Origin of the sequence: Antribacter gilvus, from assembly GCF_003946865.1 — a bacterium.
Lineage (GTDB): Bacteria > Actinomycetota > Actinomycetes > Actinomycetales > Cellulomonadaceae > Antribacter > Antribacter gilvus.
In genome coordinates, this window is the sequence record NZ_QXTH01000020.1 from 1 (window position 1) to 24,121 (window position 24,121).

General features: G+C 72.0%; 28 protein-coding genes. 18 read left to right on the top strand and 10 right to left on the bottom strand.

The window, feature by feature from the left end; all coding sequences use genetic code 11:
- Positions 1-266 precede the first annotated feature (266 nt).
- The 5 genes from D1350_RS22435 to D1350_RS22455 form a co-directional block, all read right to left on the bottom strand.
- Positions 267-1,115, bottom strand: coding sequence for a hypothetical protein (locus D1350_RS22435; RefSeq protein WP_125778287.1), 849 nt, complete (start codon positions 1,113-1,115; stop codon positions 267-269).
- Positions 1,112-2,008: a hypothetical protein gene (locus D1350_RS22440; RefSeq protein ID WP_206074648.1), complete on the bottom strand. Its 897-nt coding sequence runs from the start codon at positions 2,006-2,008 to the stop codon at positions 1,112-1,114. Before D1350_RS22440 ends, D1350_RS22435 begins: the two co-directional genes overlap by 4 nt.
- Entirely contained in the window at positions 1,990-2,559 is a 570-nt protein-coding gene (locus tag D1350_RS22445) for a hypothetical protein (RefSeq protein WP_125778289.1), read from the bottom strand. The genes D1350_RS22440 and D1350_RS22445 overlap by 19 nt, the downstream gene beginning before the upstream one ends.
- A gap of 420 nt (positions 2,560-2,979) precedes the next feature.
- Positions 2,980-3,588, bottom strand: coding sequence for a dihydrofolate reductase family protein (locus D1350_RS22450; RefSeq protein ID WP_125778290.1), 609 nt, complete (start codon positions 3,586-3,588; stop codon positions 2,980-2,982).
- Positions 3,589-3,593: 5 nt separating this feature from the next.
- Positions 3,594-4,412, bottom strand: a complete 819-nt coding sequence (locus D1350_RS22455; protein ID WP_125778291.1) for a metalloregulator ArsR/SmtB family transcription factor — start codon at positions 4,410-4,412, stop codon at positions 3,594-3,596.
- A gap of 178 nt (positions 4,413-4,590) precedes the next feature.
- Here D1350_RS22455 and D1350_RS22460 point away from each other — a divergent pair, with 178 nt between their 5' ends.
- Genes D1350_RS22460 through D1350_RS22485 form a run of 6 tightly spaced genes read left to right on the top strand, consistent with a single transcriptional unit; the run spans position 4,591 to position 7,222 of the window.
- Positions 4,591-5,088 (top strand): Asp23/Gls24 family envelope stress response protein, encoded by a 498-nt coding sequence (locus D1350_RS22460; protein WP_125778292.1) that lies wholly within the window; start codon positions 4,591-4,593, stop codon positions 5,086-5,088.
- Positions 5,085-5,462, top strand: coding sequence for a hypothetical protein (locus tag D1350_RS22465; RefSeq protein WP_125778293.1), 378 nt, complete (start codon positions 5,085-5,087; stop codon positions 5,460-5,462). Before D1350_RS22460 ends, D1350_RS22465 begins: the two co-directional genes overlap by 4 nt.
- On the top strand, positions 5,459-5,638 hold the full coding sequence (locus D1350_RS22470) for a DUF2273 domain-containing protein (RefSeq protein WP_125778294.1): 180 nt from the start codon (positions 5,459-5,461) through the stop codon (positions 5,636-5,638). Before D1350_RS22465 ends, D1350_RS22470 begins: the two co-directional genes overlap by 4 nt.
- A 1-nt stretch (position 5,639) precedes the next feature.
- Positions 5,640-5,999, top strand: coding sequence for an Asp23/Gls24 family envelope stress response protein (locus tag D1350_RS22475; RefSeq protein WP_206074649.1), 360 nt, complete (start codon positions 5,640-5,642; stop codon positions 5,997-5,999).
- Complete coding sequence (locus D1350_RS22480) at positions 5,996-6,628, top strand: DUF6286 domain-containing protein (RefSeq protein ID WP_125778296.1); 633 nt, start codon at positions 5,996-5,998, stop codon at positions 6,626-6,628. Before D1350_RS22475 ends, D1350_RS22480 begins: the two co-directional genes overlap by 4 nt.
- A gap of 12 nt (positions 6,629-6,640) precedes the next feature.
- Positions 6,641-7,222: a hypothetical protein gene (locus D1350_RS22485; RefSeq protein WP_125778297.1), complete on the top strand. Its 582-nt coding sequence runs from the start codon at positions 6,641-6,643 to the stop codon at positions 7,220-7,222.
- Positions 7,223-7,242: 20 nt separating this feature from the next.
- Here the strand turns inward: D1350_RS22485 and D1350_RS22490 are convergent, their stop codons facing one another.
- From D1350_RS22490 to D1350_RS22500, 3 genes are read right to left on the bottom strand one after another with little or no spacing between them, the layout of a single operon-like run.
- Positions 7,243-7,755, bottom strand: coding sequence for a DinB family protein (locus tag D1350_RS22490; protein ID WP_125778298.1), 513 nt, complete (start codon positions 7,753-7,755; stop codon positions 7,243-7,245).
- A gap of 38 nt (positions 7,756-7,793) precedes the next feature.
- A complete protein-coding gene (locus tag D1350_RS22495) occupies positions 7,794-8,924 on the bottom strand; it encodes an epoxide hydrolase family protein (protein ID WP_125778299.1) in 1,131 nt (376 codons plus the stop codon).
- Between the two features lie 14 nt (positions 8,925-8,938).
- Positions 8,939-9,682, bottom strand: a complete 744-nt coding sequence (locus D1350_RS22500) for a class I SAM-dependent methyltransferase (protein ID WP_125778300.1) — start codon at positions 9,680-9,682, stop codon at positions 8,939-8,941.
- A gap of 122 nt (positions 9,683-9,804) precedes the next feature.
- Here D1350_RS22500 and D1350_RS22505 point away from each other — a divergent pair, with 122 nt between their 5' ends.
- The 7 genes from D1350_RS22505 (at position 9,805) to D1350_RS22535 (ending at position 17,838) form a co-directional block, all read left to right on the top strand.
- On the top strand, positions 9,805-10,962 hold the full coding sequence (locus D1350_RS22505) for an endonuclease (protein ID WP_125778301.1): 1,158 nt from the start codon (positions 9,805-9,807) through the stop codon (positions 10,960-10,962).
- A 165-nt stretch (positions 10,963-11,127) separates the two neighbouring features.
- Positions 11,128-14,235, top strand: coding sequence for a glycoside hydrolase family 9 protein (locus tag D1350_RS22510; RefSeq protein ID WP_164545282.1), 3,108 nt, complete (start codon positions 11,128-11,130; stop codon positions 14,233-14,235).
- A gap of 104 nt (positions 14,236-14,339) precedes the next feature.
- On the top strand, positions 14,340-14,906 hold the full coding sequence (locus tag D1350_RS22515) for a TetR/AcrR family transcriptional regulator (RefSeq protein ID WP_206074650.1): 567 nt from the start codon (positions 14,340-14,342) through the stop codon (positions 14,904-14,906).
- Complete coding sequence (locus tag D1350_RS22520) at positions 14,903-15,661, top strand: ABC transporter ATP-binding protein (protein ID WP_125778302.1); 759 nt, start codon at positions 14,903-14,905, stop codon at positions 15,659-15,661. The genes D1350_RS22515 and D1350_RS22520 overlap by 4 nt, the downstream gene beginning before the upstream one ends.
- On the top strand, positions 15,658-16,446 hold the full coding sequence (locus D1350_RS22525; RefSeq protein WP_125778303.1) for an ABC transporter permease: 789 nt from the start codon (positions 15,658-15,660) through the stop codon (positions 16,444-16,446). The genes D1350_RS22520 and D1350_RS22525 overlap by 4 nt, the downstream gene beginning before the upstream one ends.
- An 81-nt stretch (positions 16,447-16,527) precedes the next feature.
- Entirely contained in the window at positions 16,528-16,971 is a 444-nt protein-coding gene (locus tag D1350_RS22530) for a VOC family protein (RefSeq protein WP_125778304.1), read from the top strand.
- 117 nt (positions 16,972-17,088) lie between these two features.
- The gene (locus D1350_RS22535; protein ID WP_125778305.1) at positions 17,089-17,838 is read left to right on the top strand and encodes a CHAP domain-containing protein; all 750 of its coding nucleotides are present in this window, start codon (positions 17,089-17,091) and stop codon (positions 17,836-17,838) included.
- Positions 17,839-17,860: 22 nt separating this feature from the next.
- Here D1350_RS22535 and D1350_RS22540 read toward each other — a convergent pair whose 3' ends face one another.
- On the bottom strand, positions 17,861-18,289 hold the full coding sequence (locus tag D1350_RS22540) for a CBS domain-containing protein (protein WP_125778306.1): 429 nt from the start codon (positions 18,287-18,289) through the stop codon (positions 17,861-17,863).
- Between the two features lie 330 nt (positions 18,290-18,619).
- Between D1350_RS22540 and D1350_RS22545 the strand changes: the two genes are divergently transcribed.
- Positions 18,620-19,051 carry an Hsp20/alpha crystallin family protein gene (locus tag D1350_RS22545; RefSeq protein WP_125778307.1) on the top strand — a complete coding sequence of 144 codons (432 nt, stop codon included), beginning with the start codon at positions 18,620-18,622 and terminating at the stop codon, positions 19,049-19,051.
- On the opposite strand, the gene D1350_RS22550 is transcribed toward D1350_RS22545, so the two are convergent.
- Positions 19,052-20,065 carry a DMT family transporter gene (locus D1350_RS22550; protein WP_125778308.1) on the bottom strand — a complete coding sequence of 338 codons (1,014 nt, stop codon included), beginning with the start codon at positions 20,063-20,065 and terminating at the stop codon, positions 19,052-19,054.
- Here D1350_RS22550 and D1350_RS22555 point away from each other — a divergent pair.
- From D1350_RS22555 to D1350_RS22570, 4 genes are all read left to right on the top strand, one after another.
- Positions 20,064-21,473: an aminotransferase-like domain-containing protein gene (locus tag D1350_RS22555; protein WP_125778309.1), complete on the top strand. Its 1,410-nt coding sequence runs from the start codon at positions 20,064-20,066 to the stop codon at positions 21,471-21,473. The genes D1350_RS22550 and D1350_RS22555 overlap by 2 nt on opposite strands.
- Before the next feature lie 84 nt (positions 21,474-21,557).
- Positions 21,558-21,977 (top strand): helix-turn-helix domain-containing protein, encoded by a 420-nt coding sequence (locus D1350_RS22560; RefSeq protein ID WP_125778310.1) that lies wholly within the window; start codon positions 21,558-21,560, stop codon positions 21,975-21,977.
- Positions 21,978-21,988: 11 nt separating this feature from the next.
- Entirely contained in the window at positions 21,989-22,771 is a 783-nt protein-coding gene (uppS, locus tag D1350_RS22565) for a polyprenyl diphosphate synthase (RefSeq protein ID WP_125778311.1), read from the top strand.
- 150 nt (positions 22,772-22,921) lie between these two features.
- On the top strand, positions 22,922-24,004 hold the full coding sequence (locus D1350_RS22570; protein WP_125778312.1) for a LacI family DNA-binding transcriptional regulator: 1,083 nt from the start codon (positions 22,922-22,924) through the stop codon (positions 24,002-24,004).
- The last annotated feature ends 117 nt before the right edge of the window (positions 24,005-24,121 follow it).

A 24,121-nucleotide genomic window follows, 5' to 3' on the forward strand; every position in this document is an offset into this window, starting at 1 on the left:
ACACGAGAGACCTCCGTTGGTCGAGCAGGTTCCTAGACAGCTCCCACTCGACCCGGAGGTCTCTCGCTATGTCAACAACGTCCCGGGTCAGTACACCTAGCGCCTCATTGTCGACATCCTCGATGTAGAAATCTGCCATCAGGCGATTCAATAGCCTTCCTCAGTGACGCGCCAACCCGCCCGCGACGTCAGCCGCCGTGGTTCGTGTCCGGGGTCTCGATAAGTGCAGCTGCTCCGTCAGCGAGGCAGACGTGGCCCCGCGAGTCTCAAGCGCGACCCGCGCGGATCAGCTCCCGCACAGCGGCCCTGTCCTCCAGCACCGCCGCCCAGGGCGCGTCCCTGTACTCCTCGGGGAAGAACGACTCGTAGCCCATGACTTGCATGAGGTCGGGGTGGGCCGCGATGGCCTGCATGTTGTCCAGGTAGCCCTGGAGCCCGACCACCAACCATTGAAGCCGCCGAGAGTGCTCGAGCGGCGAGAGATCGATGTGCCGCAAGGTCGCCACGTCGGAGTTGAACCTGGGATGAATGCCAACGTGCTCCAGGAGAGGAAGCCGCTCCAAGCCTTCCAAGGATCCGATCTCGACGTCCGCGATCTCGATACTACGTAGGACCGGTGCCTCCGGGAGGCCTATGTCGATGCACTGACCGATGCCGCGAACCTCGATACTGTCGAGCCCATCACCCATGGGGATGCGGGCGAGCGTCTTGCCCGACCACCTGGTCAGGATCAGGCGCCAGAGCGCTGGGCCGAACCGCCCTTCACCGAGACGGTCCGCGGGACCGCCGAACACCCGCAGTCGCGGAACGGTGGCCGGCTCGACGACGGTCGTGCACCGCCCGAAGAGGCCCAGCGACTCCAGTGCGGGAAGCAGCTCCGGAGGCAGTCTTGCAGCGCCGGAATCGAAGAGATCCACGCTGATCAGCCCGGGGACATCGGCAAGGAAGCGCAAGCGTCCAGGATCCCGCCCACGAGTAGCCGCGCCTCGTAGCTCGATCATCGTGGCGCCGCGCCGCCGGATCAGCTCAAGGTGCTCCTCTGTGACGGACTCGTCGGAGGCGAACAACAAGCGATCCTCACCGAAGAAGTCGACTCCACGAACCTCAATGCTCACCTGGCGGTCCTCCTCGCTGTGTGGTGCGCCTCTCCCGCGCTCCGGAGGAGTCGACGAATGTTCTTGCTGTCCGGTATCACCGCAGCCCAGGGTGCCTCGTGGTGCTCGCTGGGCAGGAACGACTCGTAGGCCAAGACCTGTTCGAGGTTCGGTAGCCCAGCGATCGCGTCGACGTGAGTGAGTCGACCCTGCCGGCCCACGACAAGCCACCGGAGCTGTCGCGCACCGTCCAGCGGGCGAAGATCGAGTTCTCTCAGCACCGACACGTCGTTCTTCATGCTCGGATGAAGCCCGAGATGGATCAGGTTCGGAGCTCCCTGCATCCCGTCGAGCGAGTCGATCTCGACATCGTTGATCACAAGCTTGCGCAGGCGAGGCAGGTCCAGTCCGGTCAGCGAGATCCGCTGATGGGCTCCGTCGACCTCCAACTCCTCCACACGGGGTCCGAGCGGTAGGTCCGCGACACGGAAGCCCTGCCATCCGAGTATGTGAAGCCGTCGCAGCTGCGAGCCGAACTCGCCAGGCGAGATGGCCTGTGCGGGCCCGGTGAATGATCGCAAGGCCGTCAGCCCCTCCGGCGCCAAGCGCTGGTCGACCTTCCCGGTCAGGACCAGGGTCTCCAGCGTCACGCTCAGCCCCTCTGGCAGCGAGGCATTCCCTGGCGAGCGCAGTTCGAGGTAGCGGATCGGAGCGAGTTCTTCGATCACGCGCAACCGGTCCCGGGCCGGGCCGCGAGCCGCCCCAGCCAACAGCTGAATCCCGTCGACCCGGCGCGCCCGGCCCAGAGCGATGTCCTGCGCCGTCAGCCTCCTGTCGGAGCAGAGGACCCGGAAGCCCTTGCCCCATCGAGACGGTATCGACTGCACCCACGCCGTCATGGGTCCGGCGTCCACGCGTCACGAAGCAGGATCACGGACACATGCTCGGCGAGCGCCGGTCCGGCGATCGAGCACCAGTACTCGACCTCCCGGCGATCCGGGAGCGGGTAGAACATGGCGTCGTACGCGAGGCGCCTCTCTGCGTACGCCAGACGCTCGTGGAAGTCGTCGTCACGCACCTCGGCCGGGTCCGCCACCCAGCCCTGGACGATCCGCGCTGCGCGCCCCTCCATAGCGGACCGCACCTCGCCCGCCAGGTGCGGCGGGACCAGCTGGGTGCCCCGCATGCGCGCGAACCCGTACGTGTCCCCGCCCCGTGGGCCGAACCCGACCTCCGCACGGACACAGGAAGCCTTCGAGGCGTCGCCCGACAGGATCAGACCCAGACCGCGGGACGGCCGGGCGAACTGGAGAAAGACCGCTGCCACGGACATCCCCCGCGACAGGACCACCTCCCAGCCGTCCCGCTGCCCACCGGGCTTCATCCCCAACGGTTCAAGATGCGGCGCCAGACCGTCACGCACCGCACGCTTCACGCTCCGCAGGTCCAGGATCGCTGCGCCCATCCACCAGCCTCCGATTCCGAAGCGACCTCACCACGACCAATGGAGCGTCGACATTGGGAACATGAGGCGAGTACAGGTCCCAGTGCCGCGGCGAGTCAGGCCTGGTCCGGATCGTACAAGCCGAACGAGCCCCGCTCACGCAGCCGAAGCGCCCGGACAGCATTTCGGAGGCACGACTATGTCGATTCAATGTCGAGCTCGTAGCTCAAACGCTCTTGTTGACGTGCGAACCATCCTGACTCCAACATCCAGTCGATTCTTCTGCTCGACGTCGGACCCACGTAGACCCACGGGCCGCGGGTACCGTCCGCTCGAAGGCCACAGAACGCGACCTGGCCGGTGCGAAGCGATATGTCACTCAGCACTGGATCCCTCTCCCAGATATGTGACACATGGACCACGACGAGCTGAGGATTGCCGTCAGCGCACCCGGTCGTAGACCATCGCCGTCTCGCCAAGGTCGCCCGTCTCCTGGAGCGTGAGCGCCCAGCGCGACGGCGGCAGGCCGTCGTCGAACAGCCGCTGTCCTCCCCCGGCGATCTCGGGGGTGACCATGAGGTAGAGCCGGTCGAGCGCGTCCGCCGCGAGGAGCGCCTTGATGACGCTCGCGCTGCTGTTCACGAGGATGTCGCCCTCGCCCGTGGCCCTGAGGTCGGCGAGCACGCCCGCCGTCGGCCCGTTCACCACGCGGGTCCGCTCCCACGGCGACTCGGTCAGGGTCGTCGAGAAGACGACCTTCTCGGTGTCCACGAGCCACTTCGCGTAGGCGCGGTCGCGCGGGTCGGCGGTCTCGTCGTCGGCGACCGTGGGCCAGTAGCCGAGGAACCCTTGGGCGTTGACCCGGCCGAGCACCGCCGTCGTCGCGCCCTGCCAGATGCGACTCAGGTGAGCCCGCGCCACCTCGGTGGTGGCGTACGGGACGATCGCGCCCAGGTCGTGAGCACCGCCGAGGCCGTTGTACCGACCGTCGAGGCTGAGGCTGAGGTTCGCGGAGACCCGGCGGCCCGCCGGGGTGGTCGAGGTGGTCATGACGTTCACTCCTTCGTGTCTGTGGTGCGGTGGGAGGCGCCGACGGCGTCGGCAAGGTTGTCGAGCACCTGCTGCCAGCCGGTCGGGATGCCGGCGATGGCGGAGACTGCTTCGACGGTCGTCTCGGTGATCCGCAGGCCGAGCCGCAGCGCGGTACCGCCGCGGACCGCCAAGAGCGTCAGGTCGTAGTGGCCGGTGAACACCACAGCGCCCGCCGCGTCCAGCACGGAGAGGTCGAACACGAGGCGCTCGGGCTGCTCCGCGGTGTGGACCCGCCCCTCCGAGCGGTACCGCCCGTCGGCGTCGCGGTACTCGAGGACGGCGCGACCGCCCGCCTCGGGCTCGAGGACGCACTCGGTCACCGTCAGGGACGCGGGCGCCCACCAGGACGCGAGTCGCTCCGGGTCGACCCAGTGCTGCCAGACGACGTCCCGGGGCGCGGCAAGCACGCGCTCGAACCAGAAGGTGCGACCGTCCGCCCACCGAGCGCCGTCCGCCACCGCCGACTCCGCCTCGATCGCGGCGCGATACCGGGCGAGGACGTCCCGGTCCCCCTCGTGCGCCTCCGTGGCCTCGACCAGCCCGTGGAGCCGGCGCTCGAACGCCTTCAGCGGCGCGGGCTCCAGCGCGTAGACGCGACGCTGCGCGAGCGGGAAGACCGCGACCAGGCCCGCACGGGCGAGGGTCTGCAGATGCTTGGTCGTCTGCGGCTGACGCAGGCCGGTCAGCTCGGCCAGCTCGCCGACCGACCGCGGCCGCTCGGAGAGCAGCTCGACGATCCGCCAGCGGGCGGCGTCTCCGAGGGCTGAGGCAACCTTGTCCATGCGACCAGTATTCCCATGCACGACTATTCCTGTCAAGGAATGTTTGGTCTCCAGCACCCAGCCCGCGTGCGAGTGGGTGAAACCCCTTCTGATACTGACCACATAGGACGTGCCGTGGTCATGCAGACGGTGCACCGCGGTCGACGACGCAGAGGACAGACACCGGGAGGGGCACGACATGACTGAGGCAACGCAGCGGACGAGCTCGACGCCGACCGCGCAGACATCCGGCGCGGGATCGGCAGGAGCAGGCTCGCGCTCAGGGACCGGAACCGCGGGCACCACCACCATCGCCGACGTGGTGGTCAGCAAGATCGCCGGCATGGCCGCACGCGAGGTGGCCGGCGTGCACGCAGTCGGCGGCGGTGCGGCTCGCGCGTTCGGCGCCATCCGGGAACGCATCCCGGGCGGTTCGACGAACTACTCGCAGGGCGTGAGCGTCGAAGTCGGTCAGACGGAGGCCGCGGTCGACATCGAGCTCGTCGCCGACTACGGCGTCGCGATCGCCGACGTGGCCGAGTCCGTGCGGCGCAACGTCGCGACGTCGATCGAGCGCATGACCGGCCTGAAGGTCATCGAGGTCAACGTGACCGTCAACGACGTCTGGCTGCCCGAGGACGACGACAAGTCGTCCGACGAGCGGCAGCAGTCGCAGCAGCAGCCGCGGGTCCAATGACCGTCGAGGCCTCGCCCGGCGCGGGCGCGGCGCCGCTCGTGCCGATCGAGCGGCTCGTGCACGACGCCGTGCAAGCGGTACCCGGCGTCGCCCGGCTCTCCGGCGGGCGCCTGGCGGAGTACGCGACGTACCTGCCGGGCGAACGCATCCCGGGCGTGCGGTTCGCCGACGACGTCCTGCACGTCCACGTCGTGCTGCGACCGGTCGGCGACCTTCGGACCACGGCCGCGAGCGTGCACGACGTCGTCGGGCAGGTGCTCGTCGCGGCTGGCACCACGCCCGTCCCGCCGGTGCACGTCCACGTCGACGACGTCGAGCTGGCCCCGGCGGAAGAGCCCACGAGCGCCGCCCCCACTGGGAAGGAACGGACATGAACAACCTCTGTGTCGGGTTGCTGGCAGGCCTCCTGCTGGCGATCGCCACCACCACCGGCGGATTCCCCGGGTTCCTGCTCGGTCTCGTGCTGGGCGCGATCGGCCTCGCCATCGGCGCCGTGCTGGACGGGCGGGTCGACCTGGGCGCCCTGACCGGCGGCCGTCGCCGTGGCTGAGATGCCCGAGACGGCCGAGATCGCCGGGACGGCTGAGATCCCCGGGCGCGTGGTCCTCAAGGACCGCGTGCTGGTCAAGGTCGCGCAGCACGCGGCCGCCGAGGCGTCGCAGGCAGGCGTGAGGCGCGGCGCCCGGAGGCTGCCGGACGTCGACGTCGAGGTCGCCGGGCAACGCGCCCGGGTGCGCACGCGGGTCGCCGCCACCTGGCCGGAACCCGCCGCCGACGTCGCGGCCCGCGTCCGTGACGCCGTCCGCGGCGAGCTCCAGCGCCTCGTGGGCGTGAGCGTCGACGACCTCGTCGTCACGGTCGCGGCCGTCGCTCCGGGCGCCGGCCGCGAGGCCGAGAGGAGGGTGCGATGACCGAGACCACGCGTCCGCTCGACGCCGAGGAGCCCCAGACCGAGTCGGTCTGGCCCGGCCCCCAGCCCCACATCGAGGCCTCCCCGGACGAGCGCAGGGAGCCGGCCGTCCCCGCCGCGCGCGCCCGACGGTCCGCCGCGGTCCCCCGCACCGTCGCCATCGTCCTGGCCGTGCTGCTCATCGGCCTCGGCGTGGTCGCCGGGCAGGAGGCCGTCGCGTCGTCGGGCATCGCGCCGGGCCTCGAGCCCGAGGACGGGTGGATCACCCAGGCCGCGAACGGCCTCGACGGCGCGACGATCGGGCCCACCGCCCTTCTGGCCGGCGCGATCGCGCTCGTGGTGGGCCTCTTGCTCCTGTGGGCGGCCTGGCACTCCGGCCCCCGGTACACCCGGCTGCGGTCGGCACCCGCCCTCGTGCTGCGCCCCGAGGACGTCGCCCGCCTCGCGTCCGCCGCGGCCGAGGACGTCGACGGCGTGCTCGGGGCGTCGTCCACCGCCTCCGCCCGGCGGGTCACGGTCACGGTCCGGTCCACGGGCGCCGAGCACGTGCAGGGCGAGGTCGAGCAGGCGGTCGGACGACGCCTCGCACTCCTCGAGTCCCCGCCGTCGGTTCGCGTCCGGGCACGCTGAGAGGAAGGCATCATGAGGAGACGTCGCAGGGTCGCCGCGGTTGACCGCACCATCCTCACGATCGTGGGGCTCGCGCTCGTCCTGGCCGGTGCGGCAGCGCTCGCGATCGGCGCGGGAGTGCTGCGCGCCGTCGCGTCGCCCGACGACCGGCTCGACATGAGCGGCGTCCGCACCGCCCTGTCGGCCGACTGGTGGCCGATCGCCGCCGGTGTGGCCGCGCTGCTCCTCGTCCTGCTCGGCTGGTGGTGGATCCTGTCGCACCGCCCGGGGCCGCGCACCAAGGTGCTCGGCCTCCAGGGGTCGCGCACCGGCGACCGGCTGCGCGTCGAGCCCGACTCCGTCGCCTCCGCCGCCGAGGAGGTCTTCGAGGAGGACGAGCACGTCCGCGGCGCGAACCTGCACCTGCGGGAGGAGAGGGACACGCTCGTCGTCACCGGCCGCGTCCGGGTGGCGCCCCGGGCCGACGTCGACCTCGTGGCCCGGCGCGCGGACGAGACGCTGCGCGACGCGGGCCGGATGCTCGGGCGCGACCTCACCGGCCGCGTCCACCTCTCCGTCGCGCCGAGGGGCAAGGCCGAACGCCGGGTGCGGTAGCCCGCCGCGGCGGGGCGCGCCTACTCCCCCGTCTGCCCGTCGATGCTCTCGCGCAGCAGGTCGAGGTGCCCGCAGTGGCGGGCGGTCTCCTCGACCATGTGCGCGAGCGCGTACCGGAGGGTGAACGAGTTGCCGTCCGCCCGGGCATGGTCGTCGAGCCCGGCGTCCGCGACGGCGGCGTTCGACCGCGCGCACTCGACCCGGTAGGCGTCGACGAGCTGAGCCAAGGACTCACCCGGCCCGGGCGTGAACCCGCCGGGCTCGCCGTCGTCCCACGGCGACGGCAGGTCGTGATCGGCGAAGTCGATGCTGAACCAGTACCGCTCCACCCCGGTCAGGTGCTTGACCAGTCCGGCGGGAGAGAGCCCGGACGCGGGCACCGGGTGGCCGAACGCCTCCTCGTCGGTGAGCCCGGCGACCTTGTTCACCACCGTCGCGCGCAGGAAGTCGAGCAGGCCGGTCAGGGTGTCGCGCTCGGACGCATCCTCGGCAGGCCGGACACGTTCGACGGGGGCTACGGATTCCTGGGTCATCCGGCGACCCTACCGACGGGCACCGACACTCCCGCCGCTCACTCCCCTGACGAGGCTGCCCCGTCCCGGGAGAAGTGCCGCCGGACGTCCTCCGCGAGCACCTCCGGCGCCTCGATCGCGGCGAAGTGCCCGCCGCGGGGCGACACGGACCACTGCCGCACGTCGTACAGCCGCTCGAACCACTCGCGCGGCGGCTCACCCTCCGGCACGTGCTCGTGGGCGAACACCGAGACGGCCGTGGGCACCTGGACCCGGTCCGCGCTGGTCAACGCGGTGCCGTGCCACCGGTTGTCGTAGTAGTCCCGCACGGAGGACGTGATCGAGTTCGTGGCCCAGTAGAGGGTCAGCACGGTCAGCATCACGTCCCGGCCGGGGTGCGTGTCGAGGTCGCCGCCGCTGTCGCTCCACGCCCGCCACTTCTCCACGAGCCAGGCCGCGAGACCGGCGGGAGAGTCGGCGAGCCCGTACCCGAGCGTCTGGGGCCGCGTCGACTGGATCGCGCTGTAGCCGCGCTCCGTCGCGTCCCACCGCTCCACGTGCGCCAGGTAGGCGCGCTCGGCGGGACTGAGCGGAGGGCTGTCCGGGCCGAGGACGGGGCTGACCTCCGGCGTCGTCAGCAGGATCCCCCGCACCCGCTCCGGAGCGAGCAGCGCCAGGTGGGTCGCCACCGCCGCGCCGAAGTCGCCGCCGACCACGCCGAACCTCTCGTACCCGAGACGGCTCATCAGCTCGAGCCACATGGCCGCAACGCGCCGCGTGTCGACGCCCGCGCCCTCGGGGCGGGACGAGAAGACGTAACCGGGCAACGACGGCACCACGAGGTCGAACTCGTCGGACAGCCGGTCGACGAGCGGGAGCATCTCGACGAAGCAGCTCGGCCAGCCGTGGGCGAGCACCAGCGCCGGCCGGCCGGTGCGACGGTGCACGAAATGGGTCCGCGCGCCGTCGATCACCGTCGTGAAGTGGTCGTAGGCGTTGAGCCGGCGTTCCTGCGAGCGCCAGTCGAAGGTGTCCGCCCACTCCCGCACGAGGTCGCGGAGGTAGTGCAGGTCCGTGCCCTGGCTCCAGGCCGGGCCCGGCGCCGGGTCGGGCCAGCGGGTGGCGCGGAGGCGGGCGCGAAGGTCCGCGAGGACGTCCTCGCCCACGCTCACGCGGAAGGGCTCGACCATCTCGCCATCCTCGGTCAGGTCCGGCGCGCGAGCAGGCTGAACGTGTTGGGGACCCGTCCGTCCCACGCCGCGGCGCTGACGCCGCCGGAACGCCAGAACGGCTCGGGGTGCTCCTCGAGGTGCTCGATCTCGAAGCCCGCACGGCGGCAGGCCATGACGATCTGCGACAGCGTGTGCTGTCGCTCCACGGCGCCGTTGGCGGGGAACGAGTCGTTGACGTGGGACGGCTCGAAGTACCCGCGGTCGCGACGGACCCGGATCTCGTCCTCGTCCCAGGCCCACAACGGCACGAGCGGGTGCGCCTCGTACACGTAGAACGAACCACCCGGCCGCAGCAGCCGGTGCACCTCGGCGAAGAACTCCGGCAGGTCGGCGACCCAGATGAGGGCACCCTTGCCCGTGTAGACGAGGTCGGCGCACCCGCTGTCCAGGCCGCTCTCGGGCATCACCGCCTGCGTGTACCGGCACGGCAGCCCGAGCGCGTCGGCCCGCCGCTGCGCGCTCGTGAGCGCGGCGTCGCTGTAGTCGAGCCCGAGCACGGAGCGGGCTCCCAGACGTGCCAGCGCGAGGTCGTCCAGGCCGTGGCCGCTCATCGGGTGCACCACGTCGGCGCCCGCGACGAGCTCGCCGAGCGCCGCCACCTCGGCAGGCAGAAGCTCGACGGTCCGCGCCTCCTCGAGAAGGTCCGCGTACTCGTCCTCGTACTTGCGCGAGGCGATCGCCCACGCCGCCCGCGTCTCGTCCCCAGTGATCTCCATCCCGCCACCCTGCCATCGCCGCCGCCGCAGGCCCAGGTCATTCTCAACCCAACAGTGTCCTATTTGCAGAGAATTTACCGGGCGGCCATGCCTGCCATGGTTTGTCCCGATACGTTGACCGGATGCAGAGACTTCTTGAGCGGCGCACGCTGCCCGCCCTCCTGTCCCTTTCCCTCACGATGGCGTTGGTCGCGGCGGCACAGGTCGGCGTCATGGCGCCCAGCCAGGCGGCCACCCCGATCACCGTCGCCTCGGCGATCTCCACCCAGAACGGCTCGACCGCCACGGTGCGGGGGTACGTCGTCGGGCAGCCGACGGCCACCAGCACCGTGGTCACCAGCGGCTTTCCCAACGACTACGCGCTGGCCCTGGCCGACACCCCGGGCGAGACCAGCACCGCGCGGATGCTGTACGTCCAGATCCCCACCGCGTTCCGCTCGGGCTACGGCCTGGCGTCCAACCCGAGCCTCATGGGCAAGCAGCTCGACGTCACCGGCGCGCTCTCGGCCTACTTCACGCACGCCGGGCTCCGGAACGGGACCGCGTTCGCCGTCGTCGGCTCGTCCGGGGGCGGAGGGACCACCCCGCCGCCGGAGCCGTCCGGCTACTACTCCGCGGCCTCCGGGCGGACGGGTACCGCGCTGAAGTCGGCCCTGCACGGGATCATCGACGGCCACACCGGCGTGAGCTACGCGACGGTCTGGACCGCGCTGCGCGAGACGGACGAGGACCCGAACAACCCGAACAACGTCATCGAGTTCTACTCGGGCACGTCGATCTCGAAGACCCTCAACGGCGGCGACCCGGACGACTGGAACCGGGAGCACACCTGGGCCCAGAGCCACGGCAGCTTCGGCACGGCAACCGGCCCGGGTACCGACCTGCACCACCTGCGGCCCACGGATGTCACCGTCAACTCCACCCGCAGCAACAAGGACTTCGACAACGGAGGGTCCGCGGTCTACCAGTGCGCGGACTGCTTCACCGACTCCAACTCGTTCGAGCCCGCCGACGCCTACAAGGGCGACGTCGCCCGCATGCTCATGTACATGGCCGTTCGCTACGAGGGCGACGACGGCTGGCCCAACCTCGAGCTGAACGACTCGACGACGAACGGCTCGGTGCCGCTGCACGGCAGGATCTCGGTCCTGCTCGCCTGGCACGCGGCCGACCCTGTCTCCGCTGCCGAGCGCCGGCGCAACGAGGTCATCTACACCGACTGGCAGGGCAACCGGAACCCGTTCATCGACCACCCGGAGTACGCCGAGATGATCTGGTGAGACGGCGCGCGCGGCCCGGGGAGTCCCCGGGCCGCGCGCCCGGGAGACCCGGCCCGAGCGCCCGGCGTGCGGGTGCTTAATCGAATCAGTTCGAGCCACAGGCCTGCGGGTTGGCTAGCGTCCGCGAGGACCGAAGCACGGAAGCGCTCTCACTGAGGAGTCAGCGTGAGATCCAGACAACAACGACGCCGCCCAGCGGCAGCCCTGGTCGCGGCCCTTGCCCTTGTGGGCACGGTCGCGCCGGGCGGTGCCCAGGCGGCCGACGAGACACCGAACCTCGTCAGGAACGGCGACTTCGCCACCGCCGTCAGCAACGAGTGGTGGGGAATCACCCAGGCCGACGTCGTCGACGGCGAGCTCTGCCTCGACGTCCCGGCGGTAGAGAGGTTCGGGAACTTCGTCAACCTGGGCCTGGAAGCGGGCGAGTCCTACGTCTTCGGCTTCACGGCGCGCGGTGACACCGGCGGGCTGATCGCCAGGGTGCAGGCCGACGGCGCCTCGGGCCCGGAGGGCTACGACGTCGAGGAGACCTTCGCCGCCACGGCCGAGGCCACCGACTACGAGTGGGGGTTCACCGCCACGGGCGGCGCCCAGCGGGTCCAGTTCGAGCTCTCGGGCGCGAGCCCGGCTGGCACCGCGTGCATCTCCTCGGTGTACGTGCAGCCCGTCGCCGAGGTCCTGACCAACCCCACCTTCGACGGGCTCGCCCCGTGGTGGACCACGTCCAACCTCGCGCTGGCGCAGGCCGACGGCCGGATGTGCGGCGTCGTCCCCGCCGGTGGCAACCAGTGGGACGTCATCCTCGGCCAGGGCGGCATCGCCCTCGAGGCGGGCAAGTCCTACACGATCAAGGTCACGGCGAGCGCCGGGCCCGAGGCGAGCGCGCGGGTGCTGATCCCGCGGCCGGGGACCGACTGGCCACCGCTGTACTTCGCGGACATCACCCTGCGGGCCGACGGGCAGACCTTCTCGCAGACCTTCGAGGCGGAGATCGACGCCGACACCCAGGTCCAGCTCCAGCTCGGTGGCAACGCCGAGCCGTTCGAGGTGTGCCTCGACCTGGTCTCGCTGACGACCGGTGGCACCGTCGAGGAGTTCGAGCACGAGACCGGGCCGCGGGTCCGGGTCAACCAGGTGGGCTACCTGCCGGACGGCCCGAAGCGGGCGACGCTGGTGACCGACGCGACCGAGCCGGTCGAGTGGGCCCTGATGTCGGGTGACACGGTCCGGGCCAGCGGCATGTCCGTCCCGGCGGGCCTCGACGAGTCGGCCGGGCTGAACGTGCACACGATCGACTTCAGCGACGTCGTCGCCCCTGCCGCCGACCTGCGCCTGGCGGCCGACGGAGAGGTCTCGTACCCCTTCCGCATCGCGCCCGACGTCTACGACGACCTGCGCGCCGACTCCCTCGGCATGTACTACACGCAGCGGTCCGGGTTCGAGATCGTCCCGGTCGAGGTGGACGCCGAGCTGCTGAAGGAGGAGTACGCCCGGCCCGCCGGTCACGTCTCCGCGCCGGGCGGCGGCGACGTGAACCAGGGCGACGTGTCGATCCCCTGCTTCCCGGCGGCCGAGGCCGACGTGCACCACGGCGCGAACGGCTGGCGGTGCCCGGAGGGCTACACGATCGACGCGTCGGGCGGCTGGTACGACGCCGGCGACCACGGCAAGTACGTGGTGAACTCCGGCATCTCGGTCTACCAGCTGCTGTCGACGTACGAGCGCAGCCTGCACGCCGGCGTGGTCGAGGAGGGCGCTCTGGCTGACGGGAGCCTGGTGATCCCCGAGCGCGACAACGACGTGCCGGACGTCCTCGACGAGGTCCGCTGGAACCTCGAGTGGATGCTGCGCATGCAGGTCGCCGACGGCGTCGAGATGGTCATCGACGGCGAGGAGGTCGACGCCGGCGGGCTCGTGCACCACAAGGTCCACGACATCGACTGGACCGGCCTGAACACGCTGCCGCACGAGGACCCGATGGCACGCTACGTGCACCGGCCGTCGACGGCGGCGACGCTCAACCTGGCCGCTGCCGCGGCCCAGGGATCGCGGCTGTACGGCGAGTACGACGCGGCCTTCGCCACGGAGCTGCTCGACGCCGCCGAGCGCGCGTGGGACGCCGCCTCGGCGCACCCGGCGATCTATGCGGCCGACTCCAACTCCCTCGACCCGAACCCGGGTGGCGGTCCGTACAACGACCGCAACGTGGGCGACGAGGTCTACTGGGCTGCCGCGCAGCTGTTCCTCGCCACCGGTGACGCGGAGTACCGCGACGCGGTCCTGGCCTCGCCGTACCACGTGGGCGGCGCGCAGGGCGACATCTGGCGGGCCACCGGCTTCGACTGGGGCTTCACCGCCGCGGCCGGCCGCCTGGACCTCGCCACCGTGCCGAACAACCTGCCCGGCCGCGCCGGCGTGATCGACTCCGTCCTGACGGGGGCCGACCGGTACCTGGCCGTCCAGCAGGGCGAGCCGTTCGGCCACGCCTACAACCCGGGTCGCTACGACTGGGGTTCGAACCACCAGGTGATCAACAACGCGGTGGTGCTCGCCACGGCGTTCGACCTGACCGGTGAGGCCCCCTACCGTGCCGCCGCGCTGGAGACCTTCGACTACGTGCTCGGTCGCAACGCGATCAACAACTCGTACGTCAAGGGCTACGGCACGCACTTCACGGAGCACATGCACAGCCGGTGGCTCGGCTCCGCGGACCGGCTGCCGCCGTTCCCGGACGGTCACTTGTCGGGCGGGCCGAACTCGGCGATCCAGGACCCGATCGCTCAGGCGAACCTCCAGGGCTGCGCCCCACAGGCGTGCTACATCGACCACATCGACTCGTGGTCGACGAACGAGACGACGATCAACTGGAACGCCCCGCTCTCGTGGTTCGCCTCCTGGGCGGACGACATGAGCGGCGGCCAGGACTGGGCGCCGCCGACGCCGACCTGCAAGGTCGGGTACACGACGCCCGGCACGTGGCCCGGCGGCTTCAACGCCCAGGTGTGGGTGACGAACCTCGGCCCCGGCACGCTGGACGCCTGGGAGCTCTCCTGGGACTTCCCGGCCGGGCAGACCGTCGCCCGGGCCTGGGGCGCCACGGTGACCCAGGACGGCGCCACGGTGACCGCGGCGAGCCTGCCGTGGAACTCGAGGCTGGACGACACGGACGAGGGCGCCAAGCAGTCCTCGATCACGTGGGGCTTCACCGGAGCGGGTAGCGGCGACGCGCCGTCCGCCTTCACCCTCAACGGGGTCCGCTGCGCCACTGACTGATCCCGGCGCACGCTGTTGTGGAGGCCGGACCCGCACCCGCGGGTCCGGCCTCCTTCGTCGTCACACCCTTGCCGACCCAGAATGTTAGTGACTAACATTTGGTCGTGGCCACCTCTCGCACGCTGCGCACCCGAGCTCGCATCCTCGACGCCGCGCTCGACCTCTTCGAGCGCCAGGGCTACGACGCCACCACCGTCAACCAGGTCGCCGAGGCGGCCGGCGTCACCCCGATGACGTTCTTCCGGCACTTCGCCACCAAGGACGCGGTGCTGGTGACCGACCCCTACGACCCGCTCATCGCCGAGGCCGTCGGCGACCAGCCCGGCCACCTCCCCCCGCTCGAGCGCACCCGCCGGGGCCTCCTGGCCGCGCTCGGCGACATCACCCCCACGGAGGACGCGACGGCGAGGCGGCGCGTGGCCCTGGTCGCGCGGTCGCCCTCGCTCCGCGCCGCGGTGGCCGTCGGCACGGAGGCCACGCAGGACGCGATCGTCGAGCGGCTCGTCGCCGACGGGACCGACCGCCTCGACGCCGCCATCGCCGCCGCCGCCTGCCTGGCCGCCACGACCGCGGCCCTCCTGGCCTGGGGCACCGCGCCCGACGACGTCACGCTCGCCCAGCTCGTCCGCCGCGCCCTCGCGCACCTCGCCCCGGCAGGAGCCCCCTCATGACCGTTCTCGCGCTCGACGACGTCTCGCACACCTTCGGCGGCAGGGTCGCCCTGGACCACCTCACGCTGGCGGTCCGGCCGGGCCGGGTCACGGCCCTGGTCGGCCTCAACGGCGCAGGCAAGACGACGGCGCTGCGTGCGCTCGCCGGCCGCCTCCGCCCCACCCGGGGCGTCGTCCGCCTCCTCGGCCACGACCCGGCCACCCTGCCCGCCGACGTCGCGACGCGGTTCGGCCACGTGGTCGACACGCCGCTCGTCTACCCCGAGCTCACCGTCACCGAGAACCTCCGCTGCGCCGCGCGGCTGCACGGCCGCTCCCGGCGCGACGCCGAGGCCGAGGCGAGCGCCGCCGTCGGGCGCACGGGGCTCGACCCGTGGCGGCACGCCCGGGCGGGCACGCTCTCGATGGGCAACCGCCAGCGCCTGGGGATCGCCTGCGCCACCCTCCACCGGCCCGCCGCGCTGATCCTCGACGAGCCCACCAGCGCCCTCGACCCGCAGGGCGTCGTCCTGGTGCGCGAGCTGGTCCGCGGCCTGGCCGACGACGGCGCGGCGGTCCTCGTCTCCAGCCACCACCTCGACGAGGTGGCGCGGATCGCCGACGAGATCGTCGTGCTGCACGGCGGGCACGACGTGGGCCGGCTCCAGCCCGGCGGCACAGACCTCGAGCAACGGTTCTTCGCCATGGTGCTCGGCGCCGACACCGCCGCAGCCGGCGCGGGCGCGACCGGGACCCGGACCGGGGACCGGGCATGACCCCCGCCGCTGCCCTCCGCGCCGCCCTGGCCGTCGAGGCGCTCAAGCTGCGCCGCTCCGTCGTCGCGCGCCTCGCGACCGCGCTGCTGGTGGTGCTCGTGCCCCTCGCGAGCGTCGGCATGGTGGCGCTCGCGCGCTCGCCCCAGGCGGGCGGCCCGACGGCGGCCAAGCTCGCCGACTACGCGACCGGCGACCTCGCCACCGTGCACCTGGTCGTGTGCGCGCAGGTCCTGTCGGTCGCCGCCCTGGCAGCGGGCGGGTTCTTCGTCGCCTCGTCGTTCGGGCGTGAGCTCGAGAGCGGGACGGCGGGCGCGCTGTCCGGCCTCGCCGTGCCGCGGGGCACGATCGCGCTGGCCAAGTGCCTGGTCGCGCTGGCCTGGATCGCCGGGTGCGTGGTGCTGACCGTCGCGGTGACGGTTGCGGCGTCGGCCGCGGTCACGCCCGGCGGCCTGACCGCCGGGACCTGGGGCGGGGCGGCGACCGCCCTCGTGGCGGGACTCCTCGGCGGCGGCCTGGCCCTGCCGTTCGCCTGGGTCGCCACCGTGACGCGCAGCCAGCTCGGCACGGTCGGTGCGCTCGTCGGCGTCGTCGCGCTCACCCAGATCGTCGTGCTGCTCGGCGGCGGGTCGTGGTTCCCCTACGCCGCGCCGTCGCTGTGGACGGGCATGGGAGGGGCCGACGCCGCGTCCGACGTCGGCCCGCCCCACCTGCTGCTCGCCGCGGCGGTCGGTCCGCTCGCCGTCGGCGCCGTCGTGCACGCCTGGCGGCGCCTCACCGACGTGTGAGCCGGCCGCGGGCGTGGCGTCTGCAGCACGTCACGACGGCCGTCCCGGACGTTGTCGGTGGGTCGGCCTAGGCTCCGGCTCATGGAGAACGTCGAGATCCAGCAGACCCGCCAGGTACGCCTGGTCACCGACCTGCAGCGCTCGCTCGCCTACTACCGTGACGTGCTCGGCTGCGAGGTCGACGACTGGGGTCACGCGGTGCGCGGTGGGCTCAACCTGCTGCTGCAGCAGGCCCAGGACGCCGCTGACGTCCGCCCGAATCCTCGACCGGCCGAGCGCGACACCTACCCGACCGACTGGCGCGGCCCCGAGCAGGGCTGGGACACCTACGCGTTCATCGACTTCGGCGACTTCGAGCGGCTGGCCGACGAGCTGAACGAGCGCGGCGCCCCGATCGCGTTCGGCCCCGTCTCTGCGACCCACAGCAACGGCATGACGTTCAAGAACATCGCCGTCCGGGACCTCGACGGCTACACGATCGTGTTCGGCTGTGGCGCCCACGCCGCCACGGAGGCCATGCGTTAGGGCGCACCCGCCGGTAGTCACGAAGAATTTACCTTTCTGCCCTTTTCGTCACGCTTGGGTCCTCGTACCCTCCTCGAAGCGTCCTCAACCGTCGGACGCCCAAGAAGAGGGGTACCCATGTCCCGACCGCACGTCCTCCGACCGCTGCTCGCCGCAGCGGCCGCGCTTCTCTGCACCCTGACCGGCGTCGTCGTGGCCGCGCCCGCCAGCGCCGCTGCCGGCACGGTCATGGCCGACCCGTGCCTCAACATCCGAGCCGGCGCCACGACCGGGTCCGCCGCCCTGGCGTGCGCCCCCTACGGCACCTCGCTCACGGTCCAGTGCGTGGTCTACGGCAGCTCGGTGACCGGCCCGTACAGCACGAGCACGCTCTGGAACCGCGTCAGCTACGGCGGCGTCACGGGGTACGCCGCCGACGCCTGGATGAACACGGGCACGGACGGGCCGGTCGCCGGTGCGTGCGGGTCCGGCCTGTCCGCCCGGGTGGACGCGTTCGTGAGCACCTGGAACGGCCGGTACGCCGACTACGACGGCTACTACGGCGCCCAGTGCGTAGACCTGTTCAACTACTACAACCGCGACGTCGTCGGCGCCTCCTGGCCGCCCGTCTCCTACGCCTACCAGCTCTACGACACCTACGACACGTCGAAGTACACCCGCGTCTCGGCGTCGAGCGCACCGCGCAAGGGTGACGTGGCCGTCTGGGGCAGCAACTTCCCGAACGGGAGCGGCGGCGCGGGGCACGTCGCGATCGTGCTGTCCTCGACGAGCACGACCGTGCGGGTCCTGACCCAGAACCCGGGGGCCACCCAGGTCATGGACATCACGCGCTCCTACCTCCGGGGTTTCCTCCGCCCGAACGGCTGACCGGTGACGGCCTGCGTCACCGCTACCCGGTGATGTAGGCCGTCAGCTGGTCGCGCTCGTCCTGCACCTCGTTGATGCGGTGCTTGACCACGTCCCCGATGCTGACGATCCCGACCAGCCGGCCGCCCGTCAGCACGGGGACGTGCCGGATCCGGCGCTCCGTCATCAGCGGCATCAGCTCGTCCAGCGTGACCTCGGGTCCGCAGGTGTGGACGTCGGCCGTCATGATCGCCGCCACCGGGCCGTCAAGGATGGCCTCGCCGTCCGCGTGGAGCCGGCGGACGACGTCGCGCTCGCTGACGATGCCGTTGACGGTGGATCCGTCGTCGGACACCACGACAGCACCGATCCCGTGCTCCGCGAGAAGGGCGAGCAGCTCGCGCACGCTCCGGTCCGAAGGGATGGTGACGACCGTTCCGCCCTTGCGCCGCAATGCCTCGGTCACTCGCATGATCGATACCTCCGTCGCACGCACGCCCCGACGCCGTCGTCGCGGACTCCGTCCTACGACGGTACGGCATATGGCAAGGGTAAGTCACGGAAAGGCAAGGATACCGAGCAAGTCCTCAGCCTGCGTTCAGTCCGTGCCCGGGCGGGTTGACCGGGCGTCGACCAGCTCGTACGGGGCTGCCGCACCGGACATCCCGCGCAGCCCCAGCCTGTTGGCGCCCGGTGAGACTCCGTGCCGCACCGGCCACCGTCCGCCGTCGGCGAACCCGGAAATTGAGTGGGGCCGACTCAAGTTGGACCCATCAGCAGCACCGTCCAGAGGAGGAAGACCATGACCACTGTCCTGACCCGTTCCCCGTTCGCCGTCGCCCGGCTCCAGTACGTGCCGAGCCCCCGGACCGCGACCGCCCCGGGGTCGGCCCCGGGCGTCTCGCCCGCAGCCGACGTGTACCGCGAGGGCGACGACCTCGTCGCCCGCCTCGACCTGCCGGGCATCGACCCGGCGACCGACGTGACAGTCGAGGTCGAGGACCGCAAGCTCGTGGTGCGCGGCGAGCGCAAGGACCAGCGTTCGGAGGAGTCCGAGGGCCGCCGCGTCCGGGAGGTCCGCTTCGGCTCGTTCCGCCGCGTCGTGACGCTCCCGAGGACCGTCGACGCTGAGGCCGTCCGCGCGTCCTACGACGCCGGTGTCCTCACGGTGACCATCTCCGGCGTCTTCGCCGGCACGGCACCGCAGCGCATCGAGGTCACCACCGCCGCCTGATCACCTCAGGCTTCCAGCGGCCTCCGCGTCGGTCCCTTGTCGCCGGGTCGGTCGGTCTATCGACCGACCCGGCGACAAGGGACCGACCCCGCGGACCGACCGGCCGAGGCGGACCCGAACCGCCGCCCCGGCGCAGGCCACGACGGCGAGCCCGCCCACGACCGTGCCCCAGGTGAGGTCCTCGCCCAGGAGCAGGGCGGCCCAGCAGATGGTCAGCACCGGCTGGACGAGCTGCACCTGGCTGACCCGAGCCATCGGCCCCAGGGCCAGACCGCGGTACCAGGCGAAGAAGCCGAGGAACATGCTCACGACGGCCAGGTAGGCGAAGGCGGCCCACTCCACCGGGGTGCCCGACGGCGGCTGCTGGGCCGCCGCCGCGACCGCCAGCCCCAGCATCAAGGGGAACGACAGCACCAGGGCCCACGACACGGTCTGCCAGGCGCCGAGCTCGCGGGCGAGGAGCCCGCCCTCCGCGTACCCGATCGCGGCCGTGACGACCGCGCCGAGGAAGAGCACGTCCGACCAGCGGAGCCCGGCGATCCCGCCGCCCTGCACGGCGGCGAACGCGACGGCGGCCACCGCGCCGACCGCGGTGAGCGCCCAGAACGCCCGCGGGGGCCGGTCCTTGCCGCGGAGCACGGCCATGACGGCCGTCGCCGCGGGGAGCAGCGCGACGACGACCGCGCCGTGGCTCGCGGGCGCCGTGGTCAGCGCGAACGAGGAGAGCAGGGGGAACCCGACCACCACTCCCCCGGCCACGACGGCCAGTCGAGCCCACTGGACCCCCCGGGGCGGGCGCTGCCGGGTCAGCGCGAGCGCAACCGCCGCGAGCGCCGCCGCGACGACCGCGCGGCCGGAGCCGATGAACAGCGGCGACAGGCCACCCACGGCCACGCGGGTGAACGGCATGGTGAAGGAGAACGCCGCGACGCCGAGGAGTCCCCACCAGAGACCGGTCGAGGGGTTCGATAACAGTGGTCGAGATTGGGCGATAGCGCTACTGTGTGCTGACATGACTGACGATAGCAGTGGACGGATCGTCACGGCGCTCCAGGCGTGGATCGCCCAGGCGCCGGCCGGAGGACGACTCCCGTCGTCGCGCTCGCTGGTGGCGGAGCACGGGGCCAGCCCGGTCACGGTCCAGAAGGCGATGCGCGTGCTGGCCGCTCAGGGGCTGATCGAGACCCGGCCGGGCGCCGGGACGTTCGTCCGGGCTGTCCGGACGGCACGGCCCGTCGACTACGGCTGGCAGAGCGCGGCCCTCCGGTCGCCCCGCAGCCGCATCCCCGCCGGGTCCGCCACGATGCGTGAGGCCGCCGTCGACGCCGTCGCCCTCCACGCCGGCTACCCGGACCGCGAGCTCCTGCAGCAGCGGCTCCTCCGGTCGGCCCTGGGGCGCGCCGCACGGAGCGATGCGGCGCTCACGCGTTCCCCTGCGGCGGGGCTGCCGGAGCTGCGGTCCTGGTTCGCGAGCGAGGTGGGCGGGTCCACGCCGGTAGGCGTCACGCCTCCGGCGGCGGGCGACGTCGTCGTCCTGCCCGGCAGCCAGAGCGGACTCAGCGCCGTCTTCCGTGCCCTGGTCATGACAGGGCAGCCGCTGCTGATGGAGTCACCGACCTACTGGGGCGCGATCACCGCGGCCGCGCAGGCGGGCGTCGAGGTGATCCCCGTGCCGAGCGGACCGGACGGGCCGGACCCCGACGAGCTGGCGAGGGCCTTCGAGGAGACGGGCGCGCGCGTCTTCTACGCCCAGCCGAACTTCGCCAACCCCACGGGCGCGCAGTGGTCGATCGCGGGCGCGCACCAGATCCTGGACGTGGTCCGCACCTATGGCGCGTTCCTCGTCGAGGACGACTGGGCGCACGACTTCGCGATCGACGCCGACCCCAGGCCGCTCGTCGCGATGGACGACGGCGGCCACGTGGTCTACCTCCGCTCGCTGACCAAGAGCGTGTCCCCCGCCGTCCGGGTAGCGGCCGTGATCGCGCGCGGCCCCGCCAAGCAGCGGATCTCCGCCGACCTCAGCGCCGGCTCGATGTACGTGAGCGGCCTCCTCCAGGCAGCGGCGCTCGACGTCGTGACGCAGCCCGGCTGGCAGACCCACCTCCGCAGCCTCCGGCACCAGCTGCGGGCGCGGCGCGACCTGCTCGTCACGAGCCTGCGGGAGCATGTCCCTCAGGCCCACCTCACCTCGGTGCCCACGGGAGGCCTGAACCTCTGGGTCCGGCTGCCGGACGCGACCGACCTCGAGCAGCTCGTCCGCGACTGCGAGGCCTCGGGGGTCCTGGTGGCGCCGGGCGACGAGTGGTTCCCGGCCGAACCGCCCGGACCGTTCATGAGGCTCAACTACTCGGGGGCGAACCCTGGGGCGTTCCCGGCGGGCGCTGAGCGCCTGGGTCGGGCGCTGGCGCGGCAGGCGTGAGGTCGGCTCGCTCGACATCGGTAACTGCGAGTCGGTACGCTTCGGATGTTGCGAATGCTTCGATTAATGCGATGGAGGGCCGTCATGTCTGCTGAGACCTCGCTCGTCCCCGAGCCTGCCGATGCGGAACTTGCGCAATCCGCTCTGCCGGAACTTGAAGACGCACTGAAGTCCGACGGGCCGGTCCACCTGCGCTTCGGTGACGGTGCGGACGTCGTCGTGCCTCGGACAGCACTGGCCGCGCTGGCCGAGGTTCTTTCCAGCTTTGCTCAGGGCGAAGGCGTAGCCGTGCTGCCAGTGCAGTCGGAACTCACCACGCAGCAAGCAGCTGATGCACTGAACGTATCGCGGCCGTTCCTGATCGGGCTGCTTGAGGCCGGAAAGATCGAGTACCGCACGGTCGGAACCCATCGGCGGGTGAGGGCGGCGTCGCTCGTTGCCTACGAGCGCGAGGATTCCGCGCGGCGTCGGGCGGCAGCGGATGCGCTGACCGCAGAGGGCTAGAGTGCCCTCTCATGGCGCTCACCCCGTGGCTCCGCGTCCCGATCGACCGTCTCCTGGTCGCGCGCCTGCGTCGCGAGCTGCGGGGTTCACCGGTGCCGGCACACCTGGGGCTGATCATGGACGGCAACCGGCGCTGGGCACGTAGCGTCGGCGTGGACGACGTCCGGTTCGGCCATCGCGCCGGGGCCGAGCACCTCGACCGCGTCCTGGGCTGGTGCGCGAGCGCCGGCATCGGCGCGGTGAGCGTCTACGTGCTGTCGGTCGACAACATCACCAAGCGCGACGACGCGCAGATGGCCTTCCTGTTCCACCTCCTCGAGACAGTGATCCCCGAGCGGGTCCGACGCCCCGGCGGTGCCTGGGAGCTGCACATCGCCGGGAACCTCGACCTGGTCCCGGACGCGACGGCACGCGCGCTCAAGAAAGCCGTCGCCGCAACACGCGGGCGCCCGCGCCGGCTCACGCTCGCCGTCGGCTACGACCCGTACGGCGATGTGGCGGACGCCGTCCGCCAGGTTCTCTGGGAGGCCCACGACCGGGGCGACTCCCTGGACGACATCGTCCAGACGCTTGAGCCCGAGATGGTCGACGCCCGTGTCGCCGCGCCGGACGACGACATCGATCTGATCATCCGCACCAGCGGCGAACGTCGCCTGTCCGGCTTCTTCCCGTGGCGCTCGGTCCGCTCCGAGCTCATCTTCTGCGACATCTACTGGCCCGGCTTCAGGGAGCTGGACCTGCTCCGCGCGCTGCGCACCTACGCCCGACGACGTACGGGCACCCTCGGGCGCTAGCGGCCGAGACGCGCGACCAGGCGATCGTGCCGCGTTCGCGGCCCGATTCGCTGCACGATCGCCTGGTCGCGGATACGGCGGCCCGGACGGGCACGGGGCGGCGGGGGCCCGCGCGTTGTCGTCGCACGTCCGGGGGCCGACACTGGACCCGTGACCAGCACCGGCCGACGCGACCAGAAGCCCACCATCCGGGACGTCGCCCACCGGGCCCAGGTCTCGGTCGCCACCGTCTCCCGCGTCCTCGCGGGCAACTACCCCACGTCGGCCGCTTCGCAGGCCAGGGTGCGCAAGGCCGTGGCGGACCTCGACTACGTGGCCAACGCTCATGCGCGGGCGCTGTCGAGCAGGCGCAGCAACACCGTCGCGATCGTGCTGGCGAACGTCACCACGCCGTTCTACGCAGCGGTGGCGCAGGGCGCCCAGGACGAGGCCGCGCGCCAGGGGCGGCTCTGCCTCATCGGCACCACCGGGGGCGACGCCGCCCGTGAGCTCGCCACGATCGAGCTGCTGCGCGAGCAGGGGGCAGAGACCGTCGTCCTGGTCGGCGGCTTCCATCGCACGCCCGAGCACTACGAGAGGCTGGCGCCGTACGCGACGTCGCTGGCCGCCGTCGGCTCGCGGCTCGTGCTGTGCGCACGGCCCGGGCTGGGCCCGGACGCTCCCGCGCACGTGGTCACGTACGACAACGAGCACGGCGCCTTCGCCGCGGTGAGCCACCTGCTGTCGTACGGGCACCGCCGGGTGCTGCTGGTCGGCGGGAGAGAGGGCTGGACGACGTCGGACGACCGCGTGGCGGGCTGGCGCCGAGCCCTCGGGGCGCACGGGGCACAGGCAGACCCGGGCCTCCTGGTGCTGGGCGAGTTCGGCGACGCCTTCGGCTACCGGCGCGTGTCCGAGCGCCTCGCGCAGACCGGCGGTGAGCCGGACTTCACCGCCGTCTTCGCGTACGACGACCATGTCGCCCTCGGCGTGCTGCGCGCCCTGCGCGAGGCGGGACTGAGGGTGCCCCACGACGTGTCGGTCGTGGGGTACGACGACGTCCCGCTGGCCGCGCACCTGGCGCCCGCCCTCACCACGGTCAGCGTTCCCATGGAGGAGCTGGGCCGCACCGCCGTACGGGTGGGGCTCGACCCCGGCGCCTCCCCCACGGGGTCGGTGGTGCTGGGGACGCACCTGGTCCTGCGCGACTCGGTGGAGCACGCCGCGACGCGCAGACCGGCCGCGCGAGAGTAACCGCTTCCTGCTCGCCGGTCCATCGATGAGCGGTGATATTCCGCCATTCGTAAGAAGCGCTCACTCCGTCGAACCCTCGTCTTGTCGCTCCCAGTAGTAACCGGTTACTGTCGCCGA

What these genes read in the sequence shown, in the direction of transcription:
- D1350_RS22445 (WP_125778289.1), bottom strand. Translation starts at nt 2,559, where the DNA reads ATGGGCGCAGCGATCCTGGACCTGCGGAGCGTGAAGCGTGCGGTGCGT.
- D1350_RS22450 (WP_125778290.1), bottom strand. Translation starts at nt 3,588, where the DNA reads ATGACCACCTCGACCACCCCGGCGGGCCGCCGGGTCTCCGCGAACCTC.
- D1350_RS22455 (WP_125778291.1), bottom strand. Translation starts at nt 4,412, where the DNA reads ATGGACAAGGTTGCCTCAGCCCTCGGAGACGCCGCCCGCTGGCGGATC.
- D1350_RS22460 (WP_125778292.1), top strand. Translation starts at nt 4,591, where the DNA reads ATGACTGAGGCAACGCAGCGGACGAGCTCGACGCCGACCGCGCAGACA.
- D1350_RS22465 (WP_125778293.1), top strand. Translation starts at nt 5,085, where the DNA reads ATGACCGTCGAGGCCTCGCCCGGCGCGGGCGCGGCGCCGCTCGTGCCG.
- D1350_RS22470 (WP_125778294.1), top strand. Translation starts at nt 5,459, where the DNA reads ATGAACAACCTCTGTGTCGGGTTGCTGGCAGGCCTCCTGCTGGCGATC.
- D1350_RS22475 (WP_206074649.1), top strand. Translation starts at nt 5,640, where the DNA reads ATGCCCGAGACGGCCGAGATCGCCGGGACGGCTGAGATCCCCGGGCGC.
- D1350_RS22480 (WP_125778296.1), top strand. Translation starts at nt 5,996, where the DNA reads ATGACCGAGACCACGCGTCCGCTCGACGCCGAGGAGCCCCAGACCGAG.
- D1350_RS22485 (WP_125778297.1), top strand. Translation starts at nt 6,641, where the DNA reads ATGAGGAGACGTCGCAGGGTCGCCGCGGTTGACCGCACCATCCTCACG.
- D1350_RS22490 (WP_125778298.1), bottom strand. Translation starts at nt 7,755, where the DNA reads ATGACCCAGGAATCCGTAGCCCCCGTCGAACGTGTCCGGCCTGCCGAG.
- D1350_RS22495 (WP_125778299.1), bottom strand. Translation starts at nt 8,924, where the DNA reads ATGGTCGAGCCCTTCCGCGTGAGCGTGGGCGAGGACGTCCTCGCGGAC.
- D1350_RS22500 (WP_125778300.1), bottom strand. Translation starts at nt 9,682, where the DNA reads ATGGAGATCACTGGGGACGAGACGCGGGCGGCGTGGGCGATCGCCTCG.
- D1350_RS22505 (WP_125778301.1), top strand. Translation starts at nt 9,805, where the DNA reads ATGCAGAGACTTCTTGAGCGGCGCACGCTGCCCGCCCTCCTGTCCCTT.
- D1350_RS22520 (WP_125778302.1), top strand. Translation starts at nt 14,903, where the DNA reads ATGACCGTTCTCGCGCTCGACGACGTCTCGCACACCTTCGGCGGCAGG.
- D1350_RS22525 (WP_125778303.1), top strand. Translation starts at nt 15,658, where the DNA reads ATGACCCCCGCCGCTGCCCTCCGCGCCGCCCTGGCCGTCGAGGCGCTC.
- D1350_RS22530 (WP_125778304.1), top strand. Translation starts at nt 16,528, where the DNA reads ATGGAGAACGTCGAGATCCAGCAGACCCGCCAGGTACGCCTGGTCACC.
- D1350_RS22535 (WP_125778305.1), top strand. Translation starts at nt 17,089, where the DNA reads ATGTCCCGACCGCACGTCCTCCGACCGCTGCTCGCCGCAGCGGCCGCG.
- D1350_RS22540 (WP_125778306.1), bottom strand. Translation starts at nt 18,289, where the DNA reads ATGCGAGTGACCGAGGCATTGCGGCGCAAGGGCGGAACGGTCGTCACC.
- D1350_RS22545 (WP_125778307.1), top strand. Translation starts at nt 18,620, where the DNA reads ATGACCACTGTCCTGACCCGTTCCCCGTTCGCCGTCGCCCGGCTCCAG.
- D1350_RS22555 (WP_125778309.1), top strand. Translation starts at nt 20,064, where the DNA reads ATGACTGACGATAGCAGTGGACGGATCGTCACGGCGCTCCAGGCGTGG.
- D1350_RS22550 (WP_125778308.1), bottom strand. Translation starts at nt 20,065, where the DNA reads ATGTCAGCACACAGTAGCGCTATCGCCCAATCTCGACCACTGTTATCG.
- D1350_RS22560 (WP_125778310.1), top strand. Translation starts at nt 21,558, where the DNA reads ATGTCTGCTGAGACCTCGCTCGTCCCCGAGCCTGCCGATGCGGAACTT.
- uppS (WP_125778311.1), top strand. Translation starts at nt 21,989, where the DNA reads ATGGCGCTCACCCCGTGGCTCCGCGTCCCGATCGACCGTCTCCTGGTC.